Consider the following 20,708-nt stretch of genomic DNA (forward strand, 5'->3'; position numbering starts at 1 on the left):
GCTTATCAACTGAGAAACTCAGAATGGTTTACTGATAACTGCAAATGAACTAGGCTCAGGACCTATTAATTTTTAGGGATTCTCATATAGTTTAATTTGTGATTCACTTCCTTTTGGAGGTGTTTTATGAGTGATCTTTTTTGGCTTACCGAAAGGCAGCTTTCTCGAATAGAGTGTTGTTTTCCCCAATCCCATGGCGTCCCGCGTGTTGATGATCGGAGAGTTGTTTCTGGGATCATTCACGTCATCCGCAACGGGCTACGTTGGCGTGACGCTCCTCTGGATTATGGTCCGCACAAGACGCTTTATAATCGTTTCGTCCGGTGGAGCCGTCTGGGTGTCTTTGACCGCATTTTCAGTGCCTTGTCGAGTGAGACAGGAGAGCCGGATACGCTCATGATTGATGCGACACACCTCAGAGCTCACCGCACCGCAGCCAGTCTGCTAAAAAAGGGGATGTTCCCCGGCGTATTGGCCGGACAAAGGGAGGCCTGAACTCAAAACTCCACGCTGTCACAGATGGTCAGGGCAGGCCCRTTATCCTGTGCCTGAGTGAAGGACAACTTAGCGATCACATTGGTGCAAAACTTCTCTATCCCTTGCTCCCTAAAGCAAAACGACTGATCGGGGACAAGGGCTATGACAGTGATGAGTTCCGCGAAGCTCTCAAGGCAAAGAAAATAACGCCCTGTATTCCCCCGCGCTCAAACCGAAAGACCAAGCATCACTATTCAAAGAAGATTTATAAACAAAGACATAAAGTCGAAAACATGTTTGCCAAACTCAAAGACTGGAGAAGAATTGCAACACGGTATGACAGGTGCGCCCACACTTTCTTCTCCGCTATTTGCATGGCTGCCGCCGTTATCTTTTATCTTAAAGAATGAGTCCTGAGCCTAGTTACCCATACGACATGATAGCGGTGATAAAAGAGGTATGAACTACCTGTACAATAAGACATGAAGCCTTCTCCTGAATTGGCTCACCCTACGGATAAGCCAATTCAGGAGAAGGCTTCATCTAAGACAGACAAAAATTCAAGCTAAAGCTGACCGACTAAAAGTCGGTGGATTTAAACCTAAAATTTGGAAATTAAAAAAGATATCCATCTATCCTGCCCCCGATTTAAAATTAGCTTAAAGTAAGATAGTCTTTTTGCAGTTTGATACCGGGAGACCGATGTATGAAAAGACGTAAATGGACGAGTGAGATGAAGAGCCTGATTGTATTGTCAGGCTTGCAGGGACAATCCGTCAGCGATATTTGTACTGAGCATGGCATCAGTCAGGCACAATATTATCAGTGGCGAGACCAGCTTTTGTCGAATGCTTCGAGGGCATTTGATAGTGAGAAGGTTGGCAAGAAGCAGGCTCGGCTTGAAATTGAGAACCAGAAACTCAAGGGACTGGTTGGAGAACTAACGCTTGAATAAAAAAAAAGCGAGCCGTGGTTATGAAGCGGGGTTCTTATGCAGCAGTCGCTGTTAAAAATGCGCCTCTTGTCAGACGTATAGGGGAGATTAAATCAGACCATCCTTTCTGGGGTTATCGCAGGACATGGGCACACTTGAGGTATGTGGATAATATCAATCTTAGCAAGAACCGTGTGCACCGCTTGATGAAGGAGCACAATCTTTTGGTGACAAAAGACATGAAGCTTAAGGCTATTCGCCGGGCAAATACCAAAAAGCCAAAACCAGATCGTCCAAACCAGTGGTGGGGCATTGATATGACCAAGGTTATGATCGAAGGTTATGGTTGGGTTTATGTTACGATTGTTATCGACTGGCATACCAAGAAGATTGTTGGTCATCATGCTGGCCTGCAATCCAAAGGGCAATGCTGATACCGAACGTTTTATGCGGACCCTGAAAGAAGAGCTTGTCTGGATCAATGAATGGACAAGCCCAACCGTATTTTTTGAAGCTTTAAACAAATGGATTGAGCACTATAACAGCAGCTATTTGCACTCAACGCTCGGCTACATGCCGCCTGAAAAATTTGAGAGTGAGTTTAACCAAAAACTGCACACCAAAACTATCTTAAAACGGGCTTGCTAAAATGGGGGCACTACACATCATTGAGAAAAACACAACACCTCCTTAAGTCCTTAATTTTTGCTATAATAGCCGGATTCAATCATCAACAACTAATTTACATATGAAGAAAAGTCTCTATCAACAGAATGACGCACGGCATAACACTCGATTTCAACGAGCCAAGAAGCATTGCATACATTCCCTTTAACCATGACAATTGGGATATCTTTAGTTATTTTTGAACGTAAAAAGCTAAGTACTTTCTCGTGATCTGATATATCACGTAAGTATACAATAAATTGCAAGGCATCTTCTAACGTAGCCTCCCCGTCATCCAATAATGCAGCCACATTATCTAAAGCACGCTGAGCCTGACGCAAAACGTCTCGCAGATATAAGATATTTCCATCTCGGTCTATGCTCGCCGTCCCAGATATATAATAATGATTACGATCCCCATAAGATATCTGAGTTCCACGTTCAAATGTCACATTTTGCCCTACTTTTCCATAAGATCGATCGCTACAGTAGGCATATGTCGGGCATATATTTTTAGGAGAGCTAAGATATTTGACCTGTCCCTGGACTAATCCTTTAACTACAACACTATCCATATAATACAAACAGTTGGCCTTTTCATTAAGCGCCTCGATACCTGTACTCGCAACATAATGTGTCTCAGGGGTCATATTTATTGTATCGAAATACTTTTTTCTTTCGTCAGCGAGAACTTGATAGTTCATATCAATATCCCGGATATATATCCATGTACGATGTAAATCTTTCTGAACATCACCCTGGTTAAAATCTACATCCCTGCTTAAACAATTTAACAAGTCCTTTGCTTGTTCATCTCGTTCTAAATTAGGGTTCGATTTATTCCTAATAAACAGGGTTTCATATTCACCATTACTAAACTTGAAAACGTTATCGGATACTCTTCCCTTAACCGATAAATCAGTGTTTGCTGTATTGCGTATTAAATATGCTTCAAATGATACTTTGGACAGGGAAGTCGGCGCTTGACCAATTGTTATGATATTACGATCTTCAAATTTATTCTCCGCTATAAACTCACATAATTCGCCATATTGATTTGCTAGATCGCTCAAATATAGGCGAACTCTAACTTCATCATCTACTTGCAGGTTTTCACTATCCAAAAACTCTTGATAAACTTTAAAAACCTGATCTAAGGTTTCTTTAAAATCTTCAGATGGTTTTCCAAGTATATGGACGATATATTCCCCGTCATAATGGGCCAATTCTACTTTCATAATAGTATACCTAACTTTTATCTTTATGTTACTGCCCTAGAGTTCTTGTGTGACCGCGCCCTGACATTCCCTGCGGTATATTGCGTTCTAGGCTCGTCTCCAAAAGCTCATCCTCTTCAACGTCATAGACAATAAATTCAGTCGCGTTTTCGAGTACGATATACCGACCATCCAAAGTCGGGTTTACCGAATAACATGTCATCATATAATCAGGACTAAGTTCACCGTTTGCAGAAAGCACAATTTCCGGTGCCTCAAATAACTCAACAAATCGCCATAACTCCATGGTATCTGCGTTAACAAACACCAATTTATTTGGCACCGAAGTGATCGCGATTAAGGTTAGATCCTTAAAACAAAATACGGAGTGTTGGGTAATTCGATACAAAAATTGTGAACTATAAGATCCTAGTATTTTTGTAGCGTTATCTTGAATTTTAAATTTGTAAATTTGTGCAGGTCCTTCCAATTTCGTACCTGCGCTAGAGATAGAAATATTATGAGCTGAGGCATAAAAAACATCACTCTCAACCGGGTCAAATTCAAGATGAGCAGGAACAGGCGTTGGAATCAAATGTTGCCAATAACTCTTCTTTTCCAGGTCAACGATTATCACCGTTTCTTTTTTTATCCCCGCACGATATGAACGCTCATAACCCTGAGGATCCAATTCATACGGCACATCGGGGAAGGGTATTTCTTGTTCGTATTCAAAAGGCGACATGATTGCATATCGATCGTCAGGAGATATTGTCAACTGATGGACCTTTCGAGGTAAAGCATACTCTTTACCGTCATCCCAACCTTCAACATCTTCAATTCGAATAACACATTCTTGCTTTAAAGTTTCGATCTCAACGGACCAAATCTCAATCGAATTAGGAGTATCTCGTTGTTTGTCCCTAGAAGTATTTGTTGTAGGCCATGCACAGTAATACCAATGATTATGCCTACTATCGAAATCACCAGTACTGCTGTGTAGCTTCATACCTCCAGTAGCACTAATCAAGTTAACCTTGTTTGTTTTTGTATCTATAACAGCATTACAAAAACCATTTTCAGCAACACCAAAAGAAACAAACAACTTTTCTCGATCACAGTATTGCACCACATGTGGCGTCATATAGTGATCGATATAATACAATTCAGGATTATCGTAATTATAAGGAAGGCCATCGGGGTAAATGACCTCGCATATTTCTTTAAGTGCACCATCAACTTTTATTATAGGGAATGACCACCGACTAATCTCTCTTTCCCTACAGTTCACAACATCAAAAAGATACCCTTCGCGATTAGAACGGCAAGCTGAGAAAACTAAATCTAAATTGGGTAAGCCTGCGATTATTGATAAATTAATAGTTTCTTTTATTGCTTCCATAAATCTAAATTCCCAACCAAAGGAATTTACACTAATAAACTGAATTTTTAACAAATATGATTTCGATCAATTCTTCCAGAGATATCTGAGATTTTTTGCAAGGTTAATTTTCATAGCTTGATTTCGGGAGCACAAATACAGCAAGCAGCTTAAGATAAAGTATTTAGGCTCAGGACTCATTCTTTAAGATAAAAGATAACGGCGGCAGCCATGCAAATAGCGGAGAAGAAAGTGTGGGCGCACCTGTCATACCGTGTTGCAATTCTTCTCCAGTCTTTGAGTTTGGCAAACATGTTTTCGACTTTATGTCTTTGTTTATAAATCTTCTTTGAATAGTGATGCTTGGTCTTTCGGTTTGAGCGCGGGGGAATACAGGGCGTTATTTTCTTTGCCTTGAGAGCTTCGCGGAACTCATCACTGTCATAGCCCTTGTCCCCGATCAGTCGTTTTGCTTTAGGGAGCAAGGGATAGAGAAGTTTTGCACCAATGTGATCGCTAAGTTGTCCTTCACTCAGGCACAGGATAAYGGGCCTGCCCTGACCATCTGTGACAGCGTGGAGTTTTGAGTTCAGGCCTCCCTTTGTCCGGCCAATACGCCGGGGAACATCCCCTTTTTTAGCAGACTGGCTGCGGTGCGGTGAGCTCTGAGGTGTGTCGCATCAATCATGAGCGTATCCGGCTCTCCTGTCTCACTCGACAAGGTACTGAAAATGCGGTCAAAGACACCCAGACGGCTCCACCGGACGAAACGATTGTAAAGCGTCTTGTGCGGACCATAATCCAGAGGAGCGTCACGCCAACGTAGCCCGTTGCGGATGACGTGAATGATCCCAGAAACAACTCTCCGATCATCAACACGCGGGACGCCATGGGATTGGGGAAAACAACACTCTATTCGAGAAAGTTGCCTTTCGGTAAGCCAAAAAAGATCACTCATAGAACACCTCCAAAAGGAAGTGAATCACAAATTAAACTATATGGGTATCCCTAAAAATTAATAGGTCCTGAGCCTAAATATCGTTTCAGGGTTCTGCTAGGTGAGATGCGTGAGCGTTTAAGGGACATTATTCGCCAAAGCTGTGAGGAAATGGGTGTCTGTATTGTTAAAGGCGTTCTTTCCACGGATCATGTCCATATGTTTTTGTCGATCCCTCCACATCTGTTTCTGTCAAATGTTATGCAACGAATCAAAGGGCGCTCATCTCGTGAAATTCAGATGGAATTATCCCGAGCTTGGAAAACGATACTGGGGACGACGTTTCTGGGCGAGGGGTATTTCTCTACAACAAGCGGAAATGTAACCGATGAGATCATATTACTGTATCTGGAGTTACGCTCCTCACGCAAACCTACCGACATCTGTCAGTAGCGGTTAGTATTATCTGGTTTTTGCAAATGTAGATACTGAGAATATAATGATTTAGGATTGTTGATACAATCTGGTTGGATGTCTATAAGTGAGAATAAGAATTATAGGAATTCAATTAGGAAATGAGTATGCTGTCTTATCAGGTGAAAAACACACTTACCCGGATGTTATTTAAGGGTGATTTTTTTGAGATCATTTCAAAAATTAAAAATCGCGTGCTCTATTCTAATACAGATAAAATTAGTAAAGAAAATGAGGTGTACTTAGAAAAGGAAGCTCAAAGTATTTCTAGCTTTATTGATGGAATTGACCCAGTTTTAGCAGAAGAAACCCAACAAAAAGTTGAAGAAATAAGAGTTAACGGCAAAAAGACCCTGGAAAAAATCTATTATGATCTCGGAGGTGGGGGGGCTTATGATCTTCTTTATTTCTTAATCCGATATCTCAAGCCTGCTGTCGTCGTAGAAACCGGTGTTGCTTCTGGGTATTCATCCTACGCTTCTTTGGAGGCATTAGAGGCCAACAAGTCTGGGATGTTATACAGTTCCGATTTTCCTTATTTTCGGTTGAAAAATCCTGAACAATACATAGGTATTATTGTTCCTGAAAAGCTGAAAAAAAATTGGAAATTATATATCAAAGGGGATAGGCAGAATTTGCCCTCAATTTCATCTCAGATAAATAGGATTGATATATTCCATTATGATTCAGATAAAAGTTATAATGGGAGAAAATTTGCGATGTCCTCTCTCGATGAGAAATTCACTCAAGATTCTGTAATTATAATGGATGACATTCAAAATAATGATTTTTTCTTTGATTATGTTCGGGAAAGAAAAATTTCTGATGTGATAATATTCGAGTTCGAGGGTAAATTTCTAGGGATGTGGATGGGAAATAACGTAACCCAGAAACTTATCAAAAAGTAATTCATATAATGACAGCAATATTTCATGTGATAACGAGTTTAGATGAGGGTGGCGCTGAAAGAATGTTGACGAGAGTTGCTGTAAATGGCGTCGCCGAATTAAGCAATCAAAAACAGGTTGTTATCTCGTTGAAAGGCTTGGGGATCTATGGAGAAGAGCTTGTTAAAAATGGTGTGGAAGTTTTTTCATTAAATCTTGATAAAGGAAATCGGGTCGCTGCACTTTGGAAACTATATAAAATTTTTCAGAAATATAAACCAGTTATGGTTATGACTTGGTTGTATCATGCAGATTTTATTGGTTCGATATTTAGTATTTTCTTTGGTGTGAAGAGTATTATCTGGAACGTACGTTGTTCTAATATAGATTTTTCAAAATACTCAAAATTAACATGGTTACTTGTGATGATTCTGTCCTATTTTTCACATATACCTAAAGCCATAATCGTCAATAGTAAAGTCGGTCAAAAAGAACATGAGAAGCTTGGATATCAACCGAAGGAATGGATTTACATTCCGAATGGCTTTGATGTTGATGAATTTTCTCCCGACGCTAGTTTGAGACAACAAGTCAGGAAAGAACTGGGTGTTGGAGAAAATGCCGTAGTTGGTATTATCGCTAGGACGGATCCTCAGAAAGATTACGATACTTTTTTAAAAGCATCTGTATTACTCGCTAAAAAAGAAAAATCGGTTAAATTTCTTTTAGTTGGAAAAGGCACTGATAAGCTTTTAATCCCTGAGGAGCTTAAAGATATTGTAATATGCTTAGGCGCCAGAAGAGACGTGGCAGCCTTGTTACAAGGCATGGATATTTTTGTTTTGAGTTCTGCCTATGGTGAGGGCTTTCCTAACGTTTTGGGAGAAGCTATGGCTGTTGGTGTTCCTTGTGTGACAACTGATGTTGGCGATGCTGCAGAGTTAGTACAAGGAATCGGCGAAATAGTTGAGCCTCAAAAAGCGGAAATGTTGAGCTCGACTATTGAGGATCTTTTAGCTGAAGGGAAAGACGGACTTTCAAGAAGGGTAACTTTGGGGCGAGATAGAATTGTCAACTGTTATTCAATAAGTCATATTACAGACCAATACTTGAACGTTTATAATTCAGCTTTAGGCGATAGTAATGGTAACTAATTATGAAAATATTGTGGGCCAGGCTCTTTATGCCAGTAACCAAAAGGGCATAAAGAAGTTTCTACCTTTAGATTATCGTTTGGCCATTAAAAAGGGCACTTTAATTTCCAGAACATACAAACAGTATTTTGATAGAAAAAAAGCCTTAAAAGCTTCTTCTCCCAGTCAAACTATTCCTGATTGCGGCGTGACTGCCTTAAAGGGTGAGAAACTACCCTACTGGGAAGAGCTTGTTGATTATTGGTCAGGCTGGACTGAAAAAGAAATTAATAAAAAGAAGAACTCCACGGGTAAATATCGTAGACACTTGGCTGAGGCAAAAGAGTTATTAGCACATGAAAATACCCGCAACTTTGCCCTTAGTGATGAACTTTTAAAGATTGTTGGAAAGTATTTGGGGACTGCAGCAAGCTTTTCTAATGCTGGATTATGGTGGGGTAAAAAACAAGAAAGGTATGCAGGGAGCCCTGGGTTTCATTTAGATTCTTTGGATACATCTTGTGTAAGAATTTACGTTTATCTCAGCACCGTGGAGAAGGAAAACGGCCCTCTCTGCGTGATTCCCCAAGAAGAGTCAAAGAAGTTTGTTAAGCAGACGGGCTACTTAGGGAATACGATACCCGATAATGATGTTTATCAGGTGATTTCTGAGGATAAGCTTGAAGTTCTTACGGGGGCTCGTGGCAGTGTTTTTGCTGCTGATACTACAAAGTGTCTTCATTATGGAAGTAGGTGTACAGGCGGAGATAGAATTGCGCTTATTTTCACCTATGCTAGTTATCATAATTTTGATGATAACAGTAAAGTACTACGAGAAATCTCTTTACCCGAAAGACCCAGTAACTTGCAAAAGTTAGCCTTGAAACACTTTTCATATCCATCTTGAATTTGGGTGTTTTAAGGACTTTAAAAAATGGGAATAGGCGTATTCCAAGGTGAATTCCTTTGGAATACTGTTTAACTGGGCTAGGTTTTTTTCCTTTGGCTGAATTGCATTAACTTTAGTTATGAAATCGTCGCCAAAAGAGGCGATTTGGAGTTGGTTTTGATCTTCGAGTAGATCTTTAATATCCTGGACACCGCCAGATTCCTTTGTCGCAATGCAGGGAGTCCCGCAGCAAAGAGCTTCTAAAAGTGCATTTGGCATACCTTCCCAGCGGGAAGGCATAAGGAAGCAATCTGCTAACCTATAATATGTCCAAGGATTGTCGGTATTCTTTAAGAAATGAACCCGATTGTTTTCTGAAAGTTCGTCAACACGAGATTTGAGGCTTGTCTCTTCTGGTCCATCGCCAATGAAGAGAAAAGATATATCCTTTTTAATTAAGGGGATGATTTCTATAAAACGGTCAAATCCTTTTTGCTCAACAAAGCGACCAGAGAGAACAGCCAGAATTTTTGATGATTTAATAAAATTATTTGATTTAAATGAGTACTCGCGAATCTTACGATCATCCACTGGATTGTAAAACAAAGTCAGAGAGTCTTTTGGAGTGTTCAACCGATCCTCAAACTCTTTTTTCATTCGTTTTGATGTCACAAAAACTTTATCGGCCCGTTTGTATAGAAGATTGTATAGGAAACGCTTCAGCCAAGGGTATTTCGAATTATCAATAAGCACTGAGAGGAGATTAGCTTCTCGTACAATCACTTTAGAAGAGAAAAAGTGCGACATAAAAAGAATGGCTAAGTTAACATAGCCTAAAGTTGATAAGACATAATCGCCTTCCAACTTTTTGATCGTCATAAGTAGAGGCAATAGTGCATATAATAAACGCGGCTTCTTTAACCGGATTATTTTTATATTTTCATTAAGATCCCGAATTTCATTATCATCTTCCTGAATTACGACGAGTGTAACTTTTATACTATCTTCTGCTAACCTATTCATAAGATTAACAGCCACTCTTTGTGCACCCCCGATTTTTAGGTTAGGTAAAATGACGATAAATTTTAATGTAGTTGCTTTTCTCAATGAATTCTATTTTGCTAATTTATTGTATATATTAGATATTTGTGAGATATGACTATCTAATGCGTAGTACTTTTGGGTGTGATTCTGGGCCTGTAAGATAATTTGTTCTTTAAGGGTGGCTTGTGTTTCTAGTTGGATGATTTTGGATGTAAAATCTTCAATGTTATCGACCTCGCAGAGTAAACCGGTCTCTGAGTCTTTTACTATTTCTTTATGACCACCAGCATTGGCTGCAACAACAGGTAACCCTATCATCATTGCTTCTATTAAGGTCCGCCCAAATGCTTCTACGGCGCAAGGTGCGATCAGATAATTTGATTCTCTAAAAAGGGCTTCAACTTCAGAAGTAAAACCAAAGAAGTGTACGTTACTTGATACACCTAAGCTTGATGCGAGTTCTTTTAAATCCGGGGTAAGATGCTCTTGGTCAGGGCCGACAATAAAACCATGTATCGGTCTATCAATTTTCTTAGACAAAGAATGCACAATCTTAATAAATAAATCTGGCTTTTTATAAGAGACCAGCCGCCCAATAAATGTAAGAACTATGGCCGATTTAGGGATATTTAGTTGTGATCTTAACGAGGTATTTTTTTTCTTTTTGGTAGGAGTGCGAACTTCAATCGGATTATGAATCGTTTGAATTTTTGTTCCTTTTCCACGCCTTATAGAAGTTTCAACGGCTCTGGATATAGAGATAATTTTATCGGATAAAAATGGAACAGCATGCCAAAATGGAGAGTGGGATTTGGGAAGGGCTCTTTGGTGCCAGATAAACTTGTTCGGCATACAAAGACGGCTCAACGACCATGTCAAATTAACCCGGATGTCATTGCCATGAATTATGTTTATGTTTGAGCTTTTTAAGTACTTTCTGATAGGTTTTGCTGACCTAGCTGCATCGGCCAGAATTTTTAGCGGAGACGGGGTGGTTCCAGCATAATGAGGAATAGGTAAGAGAGTGTATTCATACCCCTCCCTATCAAGAAAATCTGATAGAGGTCCTTCTTCGTGTACGACGATAAAAGGTTTAAACTTTGTTGTGTCTAAATGCCTTATGAGGGTCAATGTAGAAATGTGACTACCGCCAACAGAATCCCCAATAAATGGAAATGCTATGTTGGTTACCATATTCTGACTCATAGGCTCTTAGAACTGCATTTCAACACATCAGCGTTTGGCAACAAAAAGATGTCGAGGAACTGGAGAGACACTGGTCGGGAATTCTCCTAAGTAATCTATTTCGGTGAACCCAATACCCTTTAAATGCTCTTCAATCCATGTCCGGCTGTCAGGAGCCATAAATTCTAATTCCTTTGCCCAGTTTTTGGACTCTTCCTCTGGTTGCCCTGTGTCAAAAACAAGTGCTTTTTTGGTACGTTTTGCCAAGGAGAACAGCATTTTTTCTGCCTGCTCTTGGCCATAAAACCTTACCCAGTGGTGAAAGATGGATAAGCAAACAGTCACATCTGTTTGAGGGAAATTTTCAATACTTTCAGCATCGAGAGTAAGTTCTGAAAAAGCGACGTTGTTGATACGGTTTATGGCAGCTTTTGCCTTTGCAGCCATGATCTCTGATCTATCATTATCAATGCCAATGCAATAACCTCCCTTTTCTGCAAGCCGGAAGGTGAAATAGCCTTGATTACATCCCAGATCTAGAGAGGAGGGCGTTTCAAGGCCTTCTAATGAACGCTTTATAGCCTCGTATCTGTCATGACAGGCCCTTAGATCTTTAGCGCGATCGTCTTTGAAAGGGTTTGGTTGGTATTCATGGGTTAATTTCAGACAGGATTGGATACAGAGACGAACTCTTAAAAGAAGAAGGCTAGAATGGAACAGAAAATAGTTCGCAATATCTTTAAATTTCATAAGAAACCTTGGCAATAAGAGAGAATTCTTCGAATGTATATATTGATAGGGAGTTGTAAGGCAATGTTTAGTTACGCTTTAAGCTGGGAGATTCTAAACTAAATACGCAAAAAATCGATCAGTTTTGTTTTGATTGGGTCACTTATTTCTACATTCAAGTTCAGTGAATGGATTTGAACATTTCTATTGAGTAAATACTCATGGATTATCTGCTGGATTTCATAGGCTTTCACATAGCTCTCTGATGAAACTGAATAGTCAGATCTTCTGTCAGTTTTTTTTTGCCGCTCTAAATAACGTTCCAGCGCAGTCTCTATATCTACCGTTACAATCACAACTTTATCGGGAAGGGGGATTAAGTGTAATAGCGCTTTAAGGAGCGAAAGGTCTAACTTGGTACCGCCATATTCTGCTGGAAATGATAATAACGGTTGTAGGATACCAGAATCTCTTAACACAGCATTTTCTTTTGCGGGCCTGGAATTTAGACTAGCTAATCTGTAGGCGACTTTTGAAATTATCCACCAACTGTTTTTAAAGCTTTTAGGCTTGAGGAATAGGGATGGATAATAAACCAAGAACCCAAGGTAAAGCCTTGTTAAGGATGAGAAAAAGTACAGCTTTTGGGGCGCTTCAGGCCAGCGTTCAGCAATACCGGAACATTCTACTTGGTTTTCAATTGAATTTATTAAGGTACTTTTACCTACGCCGGGTAAGCCGATGATTTCTGTGTACGGTAAATTTGTTTTCATTTACTGAGTATTCCCCGCCCCTTAATTTTTGGGTGAGCCATCCCAATTCAAGTTATGGGATTTCAGATATAGAGAAGTTAACCAAGAGATGGCATTCCTATGAGGACGTGAAGTAGAGGCTACATCCCACCATGAGACTGCTGCATATTTTCTAAGGGAGTCCATTGAGTGGGCGAAAAATCTGTTCTCAAATCTGTGCCAGGCAGGTTTGCCAAAGGGAGAGCAGAATGCTTTACCAAGAAAGCGTAAAGGTCTGATATAACTAGGTGTGACCCAGGTTGGTGCTGGAAGTAAGCTGTTCCAAACGCCTCCCCAATTAGCTTCGATCATACTATTTTTGTATAGATTCTGATTTACTTTATATTCCAGAGGGACGCTCTCCCAGAATTCAATGAATTCACTATCCCATAAAGGAAGGCGCCAACCAAAACCGTAATGTTCATATCCCCTTTGATTTCCAAGGACATATTTGGCTTGTCTGTTTACGAACTCGTAATATTCATAAAGAGAATAGGCATTTTCCTTGGTTAAGTCTGGGGCGTTAGCCTCAATTAGTTCTGCATTTATCTGCTTGATAAAATCCTGTTTTTCCAACTTTTCAAATAAACTGGGCCATAATCCAAAATGTTTAGAAAAAATCGAAGAAAATAGCTGGTTTTTGGCTTCTTGTGTGGACCCAAGGTCAGAGGGCGTTTGTAGCGCTTTAGGGATGTGGTTCCCACTAATAAAGTCGCCAGTTTGTCCGTTGACCACGATGCCATTTCGGGCCCAATCGCAATCTTTCATCATATGCAGAGTTACGACATCCTGCTCGACAGGTGTTGAGATAAGACTGTCAGATTTTTTCAGATATTCTTGGTAACTCTTAGTGTTTCGGATTTGACGAAAATTAGCTGTGGTCGTTGGTAAAAAATGCCAATTATACCCTAGCTTATCGGCAATTTTCTTGGCTGTATATGATTCATGGTTGCCTTTTCTGCCGTAAGAAAAGCATTCGAGATTACTAAAGCCCAGCTCTTTGAAGCCGGATATAATTACTCTGGAATCCATTCCCGCGCTAAGAGGTACAAGAATTTTTCTGCCTTTAGCACTATCAATGGTTTTTTGCAGAACTTTGAGTGTTTGGGAAAGTAGAGTGTGCTTGTAGTCTTGGATTTCGCCTCTATTTTGCTCTCCTTTCCATGGAGAAAATTGGTGATATTTAAATCGTAGGACCTCTTCTTTTGGAGAGATCGTTATATACTCACCCGGCAAAAATCCAGTGATGTTCTGGTATAAAGTTTTAGTGCCAATACAAAATCCGCTTACGGCAATTTCCAGTGCTGCGTTTTTGCTGATGTCATCGGAAGCTAGTTTCAGATGTTTCAGTATTGGGGCAGCGTGATCAGAGATTACCCACTTATCTTCATCAGATTTTGCATAGAGTAGAGGAATACTTCGTACTCGATCTACTGAAGCAACAGTAAGATCTTTTCTTTGATAGATTAAGGCAAAGTGCCCATCTAATTGGTCTATAATTTTTGCTAAATTACTTTGCTCAGATATCTGGTCAAAGTGGTCCATTAATTGGGCTAGAAAATTTTTGCTTTTGTAGGCAGTATTATGTAAATGGCCTTTAAAAAACAATTGGCTAGAGTTGTTATCATGATGGGACCAGCCAAAACTTTCTGCTAAATAAATTGATGTATAGCCCATGATATTAGGCATGTTTCTCGCAGTCTGACTATAGGTTTATGGTGAAGTTAAAAGGTCGTGCGAACTAGCTGAAATGCTTCAGCTAAAGGAACGCCAACATCGGTTCCACGCAAGACATTTCTGGCTTCGATGGCATTGTAAGATCTTGAATGGGGGAAGGGGCGCATCTCTAGATCATATGCCTTTAGAGCAGCCAATTTTTTATCTTTCTGTTTCGATATATCTACAAAAAAATTGGGTTGGAATTGAGTAGATGGACTTTGTTGAGACCAGTTTGTTGCTGAAGGAACTTCCATTGATAATATGGTTTTAACGGCGTGGCCAGGCTGGGGCCTACAGGCCGTCATAACAGACCGATAAGTTATCTGGTGATCTATATTCAAGTCGGACTGGTGGTGGGTAATAATTAGTTCTGGCTGGTGTTTTGAGATAAGTTTCTCAATGTGTTGTGCAATGGAAAGCAAAGGAACACTGTCCATTGAATTATCAGGGAAAGAAGCAAAATTTATAGACTGAGTACCAACGATTTTATTTGATTCTCGCGCCATTTCTTCGCGATCATTTTTCAATTTTTCGACGACAGTGCCTCTAGCTCCAACTCCGTCAGTCATAAAACAAACATGGACTTCCGTTCCTTGTTTACTTAAACGCGCCATCGTCCCGCCGCAACCGAGGATTTCATCATCAGCATGCGCAACGATGACACAAGCTGTTTTGATTCCTGTAAAGGTCATGGTTTCCTTATCCGTAAGTTTTGAGGGTTGAAAAGTCAGCGTCTTCCTTGTCTAGAATAAAATCCAGTTTCCGGAAAAGCGAGAGAGAAGCTGTATTTGTTGTCTTAACTACCGCTACAAAGATCAGAGCTGAAGGAGCGTGGAGTTTCCGGAGCCTTTGCATGCCAGCAGTCAAGGCTTTGAATGCCAGATCGCGTCCTCGGAATACCTGTTCAATATAAATATCAATGACAAAGGATGCACTCTGTTGGCCTTGTTCCTGAAAACGCATTTGACCGACAGGTTGATCCTGATCCAGAATCATGAAGAGGTGTATATTGTCTGTCCCAAGAACGGACTCTAACCAGCGTTTGTGATCTGATTCGAGAATGGTTTGAACCGTCAGCTTCTTGTTTGAGAGGCTCTCCGGGCTGTTAACCCATTCCAGAAGTTTTTCCCAGTCATCAAATACAGCTTCCCGGATTTCCATCAGGAACTCTTTCTGACCTGGAAGGTCGGTTGTATCAGTTCACCCCGCAGGAATGTGTCAGGTTTTTTGCTGTCAACGGCAGCCTTCAGAGTTTGCAGGGCCTTTTCAAATCTTGAGATTGTCTCGTCTGTTACCTCGGGAGCTGTGTGGGCCCAGGAGAGATTGAACGAAGCATTCAATAGAATTCCGTTTGCATTCAGTTCTTGTCGCAAAAGTGTTTTGAAAAGAACGTCCTCTGTTTCCAGTCCCTGGGCTTTGAGCAAGGGCCACCAGTCTTCAGCATATACTGACAGATTGTCTTGGAAGCCGTATTGTCTGAAAAGCGCATTGAGTTTTTCTTTCAGCAATTTACCGCAAGCAGAGATTTGTGACGGCACATCGTATTTGGTCAACTTGTCAATTGTGGCGCAAGCTGCTGCAAGTGACAAGGTTTCTCCTCCAAAGGTGCCCGAGAAGAAAATATCCTCCATCAGGCGCATGACCCTTTTCTGTCCGACTACGGCAGAAATCGGCATGCCGTTTGCCATGGCCTTTCCGAAACAGGACAGATCGGGTGTCACATTGTAAACGTGCTGTGCGCCCCGGACATCAATGCGGAAGCCGGTGATGATCTCATCAAAGATCAGAACTGTGCCCGAATGGTCACAGAGATCTCGAAGATGCTGAAGATAGCCTTCCGGAGGCTGTACAGCGCCACAAGGTTCAAGGATGATGGCAGCAATCTGATCGCCTTCGGACGTGAATAGGTCGCGGGCTTTTTCGAAGTCCCCAAAATCAAGCCTGAGAGAGAGTTCCTGAACACTTGCGGGTACTCCGAGATTGCGAGTGGTCGTTCCAATGTACCAGTCGTGCCATCCGTGGTAACCGCACGCGACAACCTTGTCCCGTCCCGTGTAGGCTCTTGCCAGTCTGATCGCAGCCGAAGTGGCATCAGAACCATTTTTACCAAACCGGACCTGTTCGGCAGAGGGGATCAGCTCAACAAGCTTTTCCGCCAGTATGAATTCGAGGTCAGAGGGAAGAGAGAAGGTTATACCCTTTTCAAGCTGACGGTGAATGGCCGCATCAATATCCGGATCACCGTAACCGAGAACGTTGGGGAGCAGGCCCATAACGTAATCAATGTAGCTGTTGCCATCGATGTCAAAAACCCGGGCACCTTTTCCACTGTCAAGGAACAGGGGGCCTGCGCCTTTGGAAACCTGCTGATAGCTTTTGCTGAAAGTCTGACTCGCCAGAGGGATGATTTTTTCAACCCTCTCAAAAAGCGAATTGGATTGCTCATAGCGACGGGGCAGATTGCTCCGGTTTGAACGTTCGACATCCTGTCCGGTTTCGAGATCGGCCAGCGCGCTCGTTCTGGATTTGATGTCCCGGTTGTAGTGCAGAAGGTCGGGATTGGTCATCAGGCATGAGAGACCGTCTTCCCATGAGAAGTCTTCCGGCAGAAGTGGGAGAAAACGTTGTAGGAAGCAGAGGTCTTCCTCGGTATCCAGCGTCCAGCGCAGATGGGAAAAATCACTTTTGTGTTTGAGATGACCGACGCGAAAGTCTCCTGTCATTTCGCGCGGGAAGAAGCCGGTTCTCAAATAAGGTGTTACATGCTCGCGGAAGCGTTGGCTTGTTACCTTTTCATGAGCCTCTTCAAGAGCCTTGAACGAAAAGACCTCGACATCCAGCCCGTCTGGGTAGGTTCTGAGAAGAGCGTTGGAGTAGTAGTCATAGGCACCGGTTTCAAAGTTAGAGACTGCCTGATCGATCAAATCGGGATCAATGGCAGGGCAATCGGCTGTCAATCTGACAAGTGTTGTTGCTTCCAGTGTCTTGGCTGCCTTGTAAAACCTGTCCAGGACATCGGTTTCACTGCCGCAGAAAACAGGAATTTCAAGAGCCTTGCAGGCTTCTACTATCGCCTGGTCTGCCACTTCCTCACTTGTGGCAACACAAATTTGACCCAGTTTTTGTGCCTTTTTCATACGTGCGACCATGTAAGCCAGGACGGACTGGCCATTTGTGATTTCCCTGAGAACCTTGCCCGGAAGTCTAGAGGACCCCATCCGGGCCTGAATAATTGCAACAGTTTTCATGAAAAAAACCTGTAAAGGGTTTCCCCGACAGTTTCAGATATAACCTGCTGAGCGTCGCGGGTTGAAGCAGCCAAATGAGGAGTAACTATAACTTTTGGATGTTCAAGGAGAGGGTGTGTGTAGTTGGATAAACCACTGGATTGAGTAAAAGGTGGTTCTGGATCCAAAACATCAACCGCAGCAGAGGACAATGTACCGTTATCCAAAGCGCAAAGCATGGCTTGCGTATCTATACAAGCAGCTCTGGCTGTATTGATAAGGATAGTTCCTTTTTTGATGTGAGTAAAAGCTTCGGTATTCAGAAAATGTCGAGTGTCTTCTGTCAGGGATAGATGGAGAGATATTACATCACTTTGAGAGTAGATTTCATTGATGTCTTCTGAAAACTGTCCACCAGCTGCATTGAGTTCTTTACCTTTGGCAGTGTCCTTATCCCACCCAATAACTTTACACCCGAAGGGGATCAAACGATTTGCTACTCGAGAGCCAACATTCCCTAAACCAATCACACCCACAGTCATTTTCGACAGCTCTCTGCCTTCCAATAGATGGCGGCGGAAGTCCCCCTTGCTGATTGCCGTAAGAGTTTCAGGGAATTTTTTACAGATGGCGAATATTAAGCCAATAGTGAACTCGGCTGCAGAAACAGAATTACCCGTTGGCACATTGAAATATTCAATTCCAAGTTCTTCAAGATCTTGGGTGTTGATATTTTCCATACCTGTACCAGCACGTGCAACGATTTTAAGGTTGGGAATAGATTTTATGGTTTCCCGATTAATTGGTGTAACACTTTTGACTACAAGTGCATCTGCGTTGGAGCTCTCTATTAGAGCTTTCTCTGTTGCTATCTCAGTTAAGTCGATGACATTTGAGAATTGCTGTAATCTTTTCAAGCCCACCGGATGTATTTTTTCTAATATCGCGATGGTTGGTGTCATCTTGTGTGTCATGGTTATCGTTTAGCGAGCGCAGTGTAAGGGAAAATTATTTGATTATAAGACTGGTGAGTAGGTGCGATAGGTTCATCGCCATAAAGGGATAGCATGTCATCAAACAAAGGCATACCTGCTGCAATAGCTACAGACAAACTGCCACTGGCTCGTGGGTTAATCTCAAGAACAGCAGGTTTCCCATCTTTGGTGGTCATAAAATCAATATCAAAAATCCAGCTGGTTTTAAGTTCCTGCGCGACTTTTCGGCCAATTTCAGCCATAGGCGTGTTTTCGATTAAAATATGCCCTTCATTTGGCAGAGCAGAGTTTAATCGTTTCCGAGGGATTAGATAGTGGCATTGCCCCTGCCATGATAGGATATCAAGATCATGAACAGGTTCAACTAATCGCTCCATGATCATTATTGGTTCAGAGGGGAGTTGAGATAGATGTTTCTCCATAAAGGTCTGTAAGTTCATATGGAGTTCTCTACTGCCTTCGAAGGAAATCGTCTCTGTGAGACTGTTACTGATGACCAGCGTGCCTCTTCCTCCTCTTGCGGTTGGGAGCTTTACAACAGCTTCTCCTGTTATGTCCATAATTTCCCTTACTGCAGACAGGGTGCTTTCCTGCCCGGTGGCTTCTTTCCAGATAGGTAATTCTATTCCCAGCTGGGCCAGTTTTTTATACGTCGTAAGTTTGTTTGTGAAAATTTGAAGAAGGTCGAGATCATTACAGGCAACTGTTGTTCCCGTGATTAATAATTCTGCTTTATGAGCAGCAAGTGTCAGAGCCTCTTCATCAGCGCAGGGAAAAATTAGATCGACACTTTCTTGGGCACAGATACTCTTAATTTTATCAAAATACTCAGGTGCGTCTCCCGAAGGAACTCTGTGAAAGGTGTCACAAAAATGTCTTGCAGCAGGAGTGTCATTTGTATCTACCCCAACTATTCTGAGATTGTGTCGTGAAGAAGCTTTAATCGACTGTATAAACTGTGCTGAAAGCCCCCCACCAATACAGGTGATCATTACCGTTATATTCATGATTAAATTGTGTCCTGTAAAATGGCGTCTAGTGCTTTCATGTCTTTACGGAGCGGGTGTCCGATTAGGTCACGAAACATGGAGGCATTGAGTGGTGCGTCGCTTTGTTTATTTAATCGGAAGAATAGGATATCTTCTTCTTGAAGAATATGCCCCTTTTTCAAATCTGTCGCAACGACCATGTAGCGGCTCATTTGATCTCGCATGTCTGATGTTTCTTTAGAAAGAACTTTGTCGTGAGTCCCCATGATCTTTTCTGTTTGTCGAATTGATTCGACCATGAGTGCGAATTCTTTGGGTTCAAGCGAGAGGCGATGATCGTATTCCGGGAGTTTTTTATCAAGCGTAAAGTGTTTCTCAATCATGACTGCTCCGGCTGCGACAGAAAGACTAGCAGCTGCAGTGCCGATACTGTGATCTGAAAAACCGACAGGCAGATTAAACCGCTTTTCCATCCATGGAATGCTAGCCAAGTTTAAATCTTCATTTTCAGCAGGGTAGAGAGAAGTACATTGAAAGAGAGCGACTTGATCGTTGCCAATGGATTTTACCGTGTCTAGAGCAGCTTGAATATTGGCTTCATCAGCCATGCCTGTAGACATAAGAATCGGTTTGGAAAAGGACGCTGCCTTCTTAATAATTGGAAGACAGCTTAAAAGGCCGCTTGAAACTTTAAAGCCGGAAGGATCAAGTTTATTGATCCATTCCAGGGTTTTGAAATCACCAGCAGTTGTGAAAGGTTCCATACCGAGTTCTTTGGTATATTCGAACATTCGGGCGGTTTCTTCCTGTGACAGAACAGCTTTGCTGAAGAGTTCGTAGCTATAGGTGTCCTTCGCGTAATTCCGCTCAGGATCAATAGTCTGTAGCTTGATGGAACTGGCTCCGGCTGTAGCCGCTTCTTCAATCATTTTTGCACAGGTTTCAACAGAACCTTCGTGATTGATACCAATTTCTGCAATCACGAAAACAGGATGGCCTTTGCCAATCAGTGTTTTTCCGAACTGTAGAGACAT

General features: G+C 41.7%; 22 protein-coding genes. 8 read left to right on the top strand and 14 right to left on the bottom strand.

The window, feature by feature from the left end; translation table 11 throughout:
- Window positions 1-126 precede the first annotated feature (126 nt).
- The 4 genes from D9A03_RS02415 (at window position 127) to D9A03_RS02430 (ending at window position 2,059) form a co-directional block, all read left to right on the top strand.
- Window positions 127-887, top strand: a protein-coding gene (locus tag D9A03_RS02415; protein WP_120495654.1) for an IS5 family transposase whose coding sequence is annotated in 2 segments (ribosomal slippage) — window positions 127-460 and window positions 460-887 — 762 coding nt in all. Because the reading frame shifts where the segments join, the coding sequence is not laid out codon by codon here.
- A gap of 296 nt (window positions 888-1,183) precedes the next feature.
- Window positions 1,184-1,432, top strand: a complete 249-nt coding sequence (locus D9A03_RS02420) for a transposase (protein ID WP_120495655.1) — start codon at window positions 1,184-1,186, stop codon at window positions 1,430-1,432.
- Window positions 1,433-1,452: 20 nt separating this feature from the next.
- The gene (locus tag D9A03_RS02425) at window positions 1,453-1,845 is read left to right on the top strand and encodes an IS3 family transposase (RefSeq protein ID WP_120495656.1); all 393 of its coding nucleotides are present in this window, start codon (window positions 1,453-1,455) and stop codon (window positions 1,843-1,845) included.
- A complete protein-coding gene (locus D9A03_RS02430; RefSeq protein WP_254054964.1) occupies window positions 1,814-2,059 on the top strand; it encodes an integrase core domain-containing protein in 246 nt (81 codons plus the stop codon). Before D9A03_RS02425 ends, D9A03_RS02430 begins: the two co-directional genes overlap by 32 nt.
- A gap of 89 nt (window positions 2,060-2,148) precedes the next feature.
- On the opposite strand, the gene D9A03_RS02435 is transcribed toward D9A03_RS02430, so the two are convergent.
- From D9A03_RS02435 to D9A03_RS02445, 3 genes are all read right to left on the bottom strand, one after another.
- Window positions 2,149-3,315, bottom strand: coding sequence for a Rid family hydrolase (locus D9A03_RS02435; RefSeq protein WP_120495658.1), 1,167 nt, complete (start codon window positions 3,313-3,315; stop codon window positions 2,149-2,151).
- Window positions 3,316-3,343: 28 nt separating this feature from the next.
- Window positions 3,344-4,696, bottom strand: coding sequence for a hypothetical protein (locus tag D9A03_RS02440; protein ID WP_120495659.1), 1,353 nt, complete (start codon window positions 4,694-4,696; stop codon window positions 3,344-3,346).
- A 176-nt stretch (window positions 4,697-4,872) separates the two neighbouring features.
- A protein-coding gene (locus tag D9A03_RS02445) for an IS5 family transposase (protein WP_120495660.1) occupies window positions 4,873-5,633 on the bottom strand; the annotation gives its coding sequence in 2 pieces (ribosomal slippage) (window positions 4,873-5,300 and window positions 5,300-5,633; 762 coding nt in all).
- 60 nt (window positions 5,634-5,693) lie between these two features.
- Here D9A03_RS02445 and tnpA point away from each other — a divergent pair.
- The 4 genes from tnpA to D9A03_RS02465 all read left to right on the top strand — a co-directional run bounded on the left by tnpA (window position 5,694) and on the right by D9A03_RS02465 (window position 9,013).
- Window positions 5,694-6,065, top strand: a complete 372-nt coding sequence (gene tnpA / locus D9A03_RS02450) for an IS200/IS605 family transposase (protein ID WP_120495661.1) — start codon at window positions 5,694-5,696, stop codon at window positions 6,063-6,065.
- 128 nt (window positions 6,066-6,193) lie between these two features.
- Window positions 6,194-6,994 carry a class I SAM-dependent methyltransferase gene (locus tag D9A03_RS02455; RefSeq protein WP_162937939.1) on the top strand — a complete coding sequence of 267 codons (801 nt, stop codon included), beginning with the start codon at window positions 6,194-6,196 and terminating at the stop codon, window positions 6,992-6,994.
- A gap of 8 nt (window positions 6,995-7,002) precedes the next feature.
- Window positions 7,003-8,127 (top strand): glycosyltransferase, encoded by a 1,125-nt coding sequence (locus D9A03_RS02460; protein ID WP_120495663.1) that lies wholly within the window; start codon window positions 7,003-7,005, stop codon window positions 8,125-8,127.
- Window positions 8,117-9,013 (top strand): hypothetical protein, encoded by an 897-nt coding sequence (locus D9A03_RS02465; protein ID WP_120495664.1) that lies wholly within the window; start codon window positions 8,117-8,119, stop codon window positions 9,011-9,013. Before D9A03_RS02460 ends, D9A03_RS02465 begins: the two co-directional genes overlap by 11 nt.
- On the opposite strand, the gene D9A03_RS02470 is transcribed toward D9A03_RS02465, so the two are convergent.
- The 11 genes from D9A03_RS02470 to D9A03_RS02520 all read right to left on the bottom strand — a co-directional run bounded on the left by D9A03_RS02470 (window position 8,999) and on the right by D9A03_RS02520 (window position 20,708).
- Entirely contained in the window at window positions 8,999-10,102 is a 1,104-nt protein-coding gene (locus tag D9A03_RS02470; protein WP_256386278.1) for a glycosyltransferase, read from the bottom strand. The two genes, D9A03_RS02465 and D9A03_RS02470, sit on opposite strands and share 15 nt — an antisense overlap.
- Window positions 10,103-10,108: 6 nt before the next feature.
- Window positions 10,109-11,233: a glycosyltransferase family 4 protein gene (locus D9A03_RS02475; protein ID WP_162937940.1), complete on the bottom strand. Its 1,125-nt coding sequence runs from the start codon at window positions 11,231-11,233 to the stop codon at window positions 10,109-10,111.
- Window positions 11,234-11,272: 39 nt separating this feature from the next.
- Window positions 11,273-11,974, bottom strand: coding sequence for a methyltransferase (locus D9A03_RS02480; protein ID WP_120495667.1), 702 nt, complete (start codon window positions 11,972-11,974; stop codon window positions 11,273-11,275).
- A 98-nt stretch (window positions 11,975-12,072) separates the two neighbouring features.
- Window positions 12,073-12,726: a hypothetical protein gene (locus D9A03_RS02485; protein WP_120495668.1), complete on the bottom strand. Its 654-nt coding sequence runs from the start codon at window positions 12,724-12,726 to the stop codon at window positions 12,073-12,075.
- Window positions 12,727-12,747: 21 nt separating this feature from the next.
- On the bottom strand, window positions 12,748-14,433 hold the full coding sequence (locus D9A03_RS02490) for an asparagine synthase C-terminal domain-containing protein (RefSeq protein ID WP_120495669.1): 1,686 nt from the start codon (window positions 14,431-14,433) through the stop codon (window positions 12,748-12,750).
- Window positions 14,434-14,468: 35 nt separating this feature from the next.
- On the bottom strand, window positions 14,469-15,155 hold the full coding sequence (locus D9A03_RS02495; protein WP_120495670.1) for a PIG-L deacetylase family protein: 687 nt from the start codon (window positions 15,153-15,155) through the stop codon (window positions 14,469-14,471).
- Window positions 15,156-15,162: 7 nt separating this feature from the next.
- On the bottom strand, window positions 15,163-15,624 hold the full coding sequence (locus D9A03_RS02500; protein WP_120495671.1) for a GNAT family N-acetyltransferase: 462 nt from the start codon (window positions 15,622-15,624) through the stop codon (window positions 15,163-15,165).
- Window positions 15,624-17,711, bottom strand: coding sequence for an aminotransferase class III-fold pyridoxal phosphate-dependent enzyme (locus D9A03_RS02505; protein WP_120495672.1), 2,088 nt, complete (start codon window positions 17,709-17,711; stop codon window positions 15,624-15,626). The genes D9A03_RS02500 and D9A03_RS02505 overlap by 1 nt, the downstream gene beginning before the upstream one ends.
- Window positions 17,708-18,652 carry a D-isomer specific 2-hydroxyacid dehydrogenase family protein gene (locus tag D9A03_RS02510; protein WP_162937941.1) on the bottom strand — a complete coding sequence of 315 codons (945 nt, stop codon included), beginning with the start codon at window positions 18,650-18,652 and terminating at the stop codon, window positions 17,708-17,710. Before D9A03_RS02510 ends, D9A03_RS02505 begins: the two co-directional genes overlap by 4 nt.
- Window positions 18,653-18,666: 14 nt before the next feature.
- On the bottom strand, window positions 18,667-19,692 hold the full coding sequence (locus tag D9A03_RS02515; protein ID WP_120495674.1) for an ATP-grasp domain-containing protein: 1,026 nt from the start codon (window positions 19,690-19,692) through the stop codon (window positions 18,667-18,669).
- Between the two features lie 2 nt (window positions 19,693-19,694).
- A complete protein-coding gene (locus D9A03_RS02520) occupies window positions 19,695-20,708 on the bottom strand; it encodes an N-acetylneuraminate synthase family protein (protein ID WP_162937942.1) in 1,014 nt (337 codons plus the stop codon).

It is taken from the genome of Kiloniella sp. EL199, assembly GCF_900313065.1.
Taxonomy (GTDB): Bacteria; Pseudomonadota; Alphaproteobacteria; order Kiloniellales; family Kiloniellaceae; genus Kiloniella.

Excerpts from the sequence above, each read along its gene's own strand:
- D9A03_RS02485 (WP_120495668.1), bottom strand. The coding sequence starts at position 12,726 with ATGAAAACAAATTTACCGTACACAGAAATCATCGGCTTACCCGGCGTA.
- D9A03_RS02475 (WP_162937940.1), bottom strand. The coding sequence starts at position 11,233 with ATGGTAACCAACATAGCATTTCCATTTATTGGGGATTCTGTTGGCGGT.
- D9A03_RS02500 (WP_120495671.1), bottom strand. The coding sequence starts at position 15,624 with ATGGAAATCCGGGAAGCTGTATTTGATGACTGGGAAAAACTTCTGGAA.
- D9A03_RS02430 (WP_254054964.1), top strand. The coding sequence starts at position 1,814 with ATGCTGGCCTGCAATCCAAAGGGCAATGCTGATACCGAACGTTTTATG.
- D9A03_RS02440 (WP_120495659.1), bottom strand. The coding sequence starts at position 4,696 with ATGGAAGCAATAAAAGAAACTATTAATTTATCAATAATCGCAGGCTTA.
- D9A03_RS02435 (WP_120495658.1), bottom strand. The coding sequence starts at position 3,315 with ATGAAAGTAGAATTGGCCCATTATGACGGGGAATATATCGTCCATATA.
- D9A03_RS02465 (WP_120495664.1), top strand. The coding sequence starts at position 8,117 with ATGGTAACTAATTATGAAAATATTGTGGGCCAGGCTCTTTATGCCAGT.
- D9A03_RS02460 (WP_120495663.1), top strand. The coding sequence starts at position 7,003 with ATGACAGCAATATTTCATGTGATAACGAGTTTAGATGAGGGTGGCGCT.
- D9A03_RS02425 (WP_120495656.1), top strand. The coding sequence starts at position 1,453 with ATGAAGCGGGGTTCTTATGCAGCAGTCGCTGTTAAAAATGCGCCTCTT.
- D9A03_RS02490 (WP_120495669.1), bottom strand. The coding sequence starts at position 14,433 with ATGCCTAATATCATGGGCTATACATCAATTTATTTAGCAGAAAGTTTT.
- D9A03_RS02505 (WP_120495672.1), bottom strand. The coding sequence starts at position 17,711 with ATGAAAACTGTTGCAATTATTCAGGCCCGGATGGGGTCCTCTAGACTT.
- D9A03_RS02515 (WP_120495674.1), bottom strand. The coding sequence starts at position 19,692 with ATGAATATAACGGTAATGATCACCTGTATTGGTGGGGGGCTTTCAGCA.
- D9A03_RS02480 (WP_120495667.1), bottom strand. The coding sequence starts at position 11,974 with ATGAAATTTAAAGATATTGCGAACTATTTTCTGTTCCATTCTAGCCTT.
- D9A03_RS02455 (WP_162937939.1), top strand. The coding sequence starts at position 6,194 with ATGCTGTCTTATCAGGTGAAAAACACACTTACCCGGATGTTATTTAAG.
- D9A03_RS02520 (WP_162937942.1), bottom strand. The coding sequence starts at position 20,708 with ATGTCTCTACAGTTCGGAAAAACACTGATTGGCAAAGGCCATCCTGTT.
- D9A03_RS02495 (WP_120495670.1), bottom strand. The coding sequence starts at position 15,155 with ATGACCTTTACAGGAATCAAAACAGCTTGTGTCATCGTTGCGCATGCT.
- D9A03_RS02420 (WP_120495655.1), top strand. The coding sequence starts at position 1,184 with ATGAAAAGACGTAAATGGACGAGTGAGATGAAGAGCCTGATTGTATTG.
- D9A03_RS02510 (WP_162937941.1), bottom strand. The coding sequence starts at position 18,652 with ATGACACCAACCATCGCGATATTAGAAAAAATACATCCGGTGGGCTTG.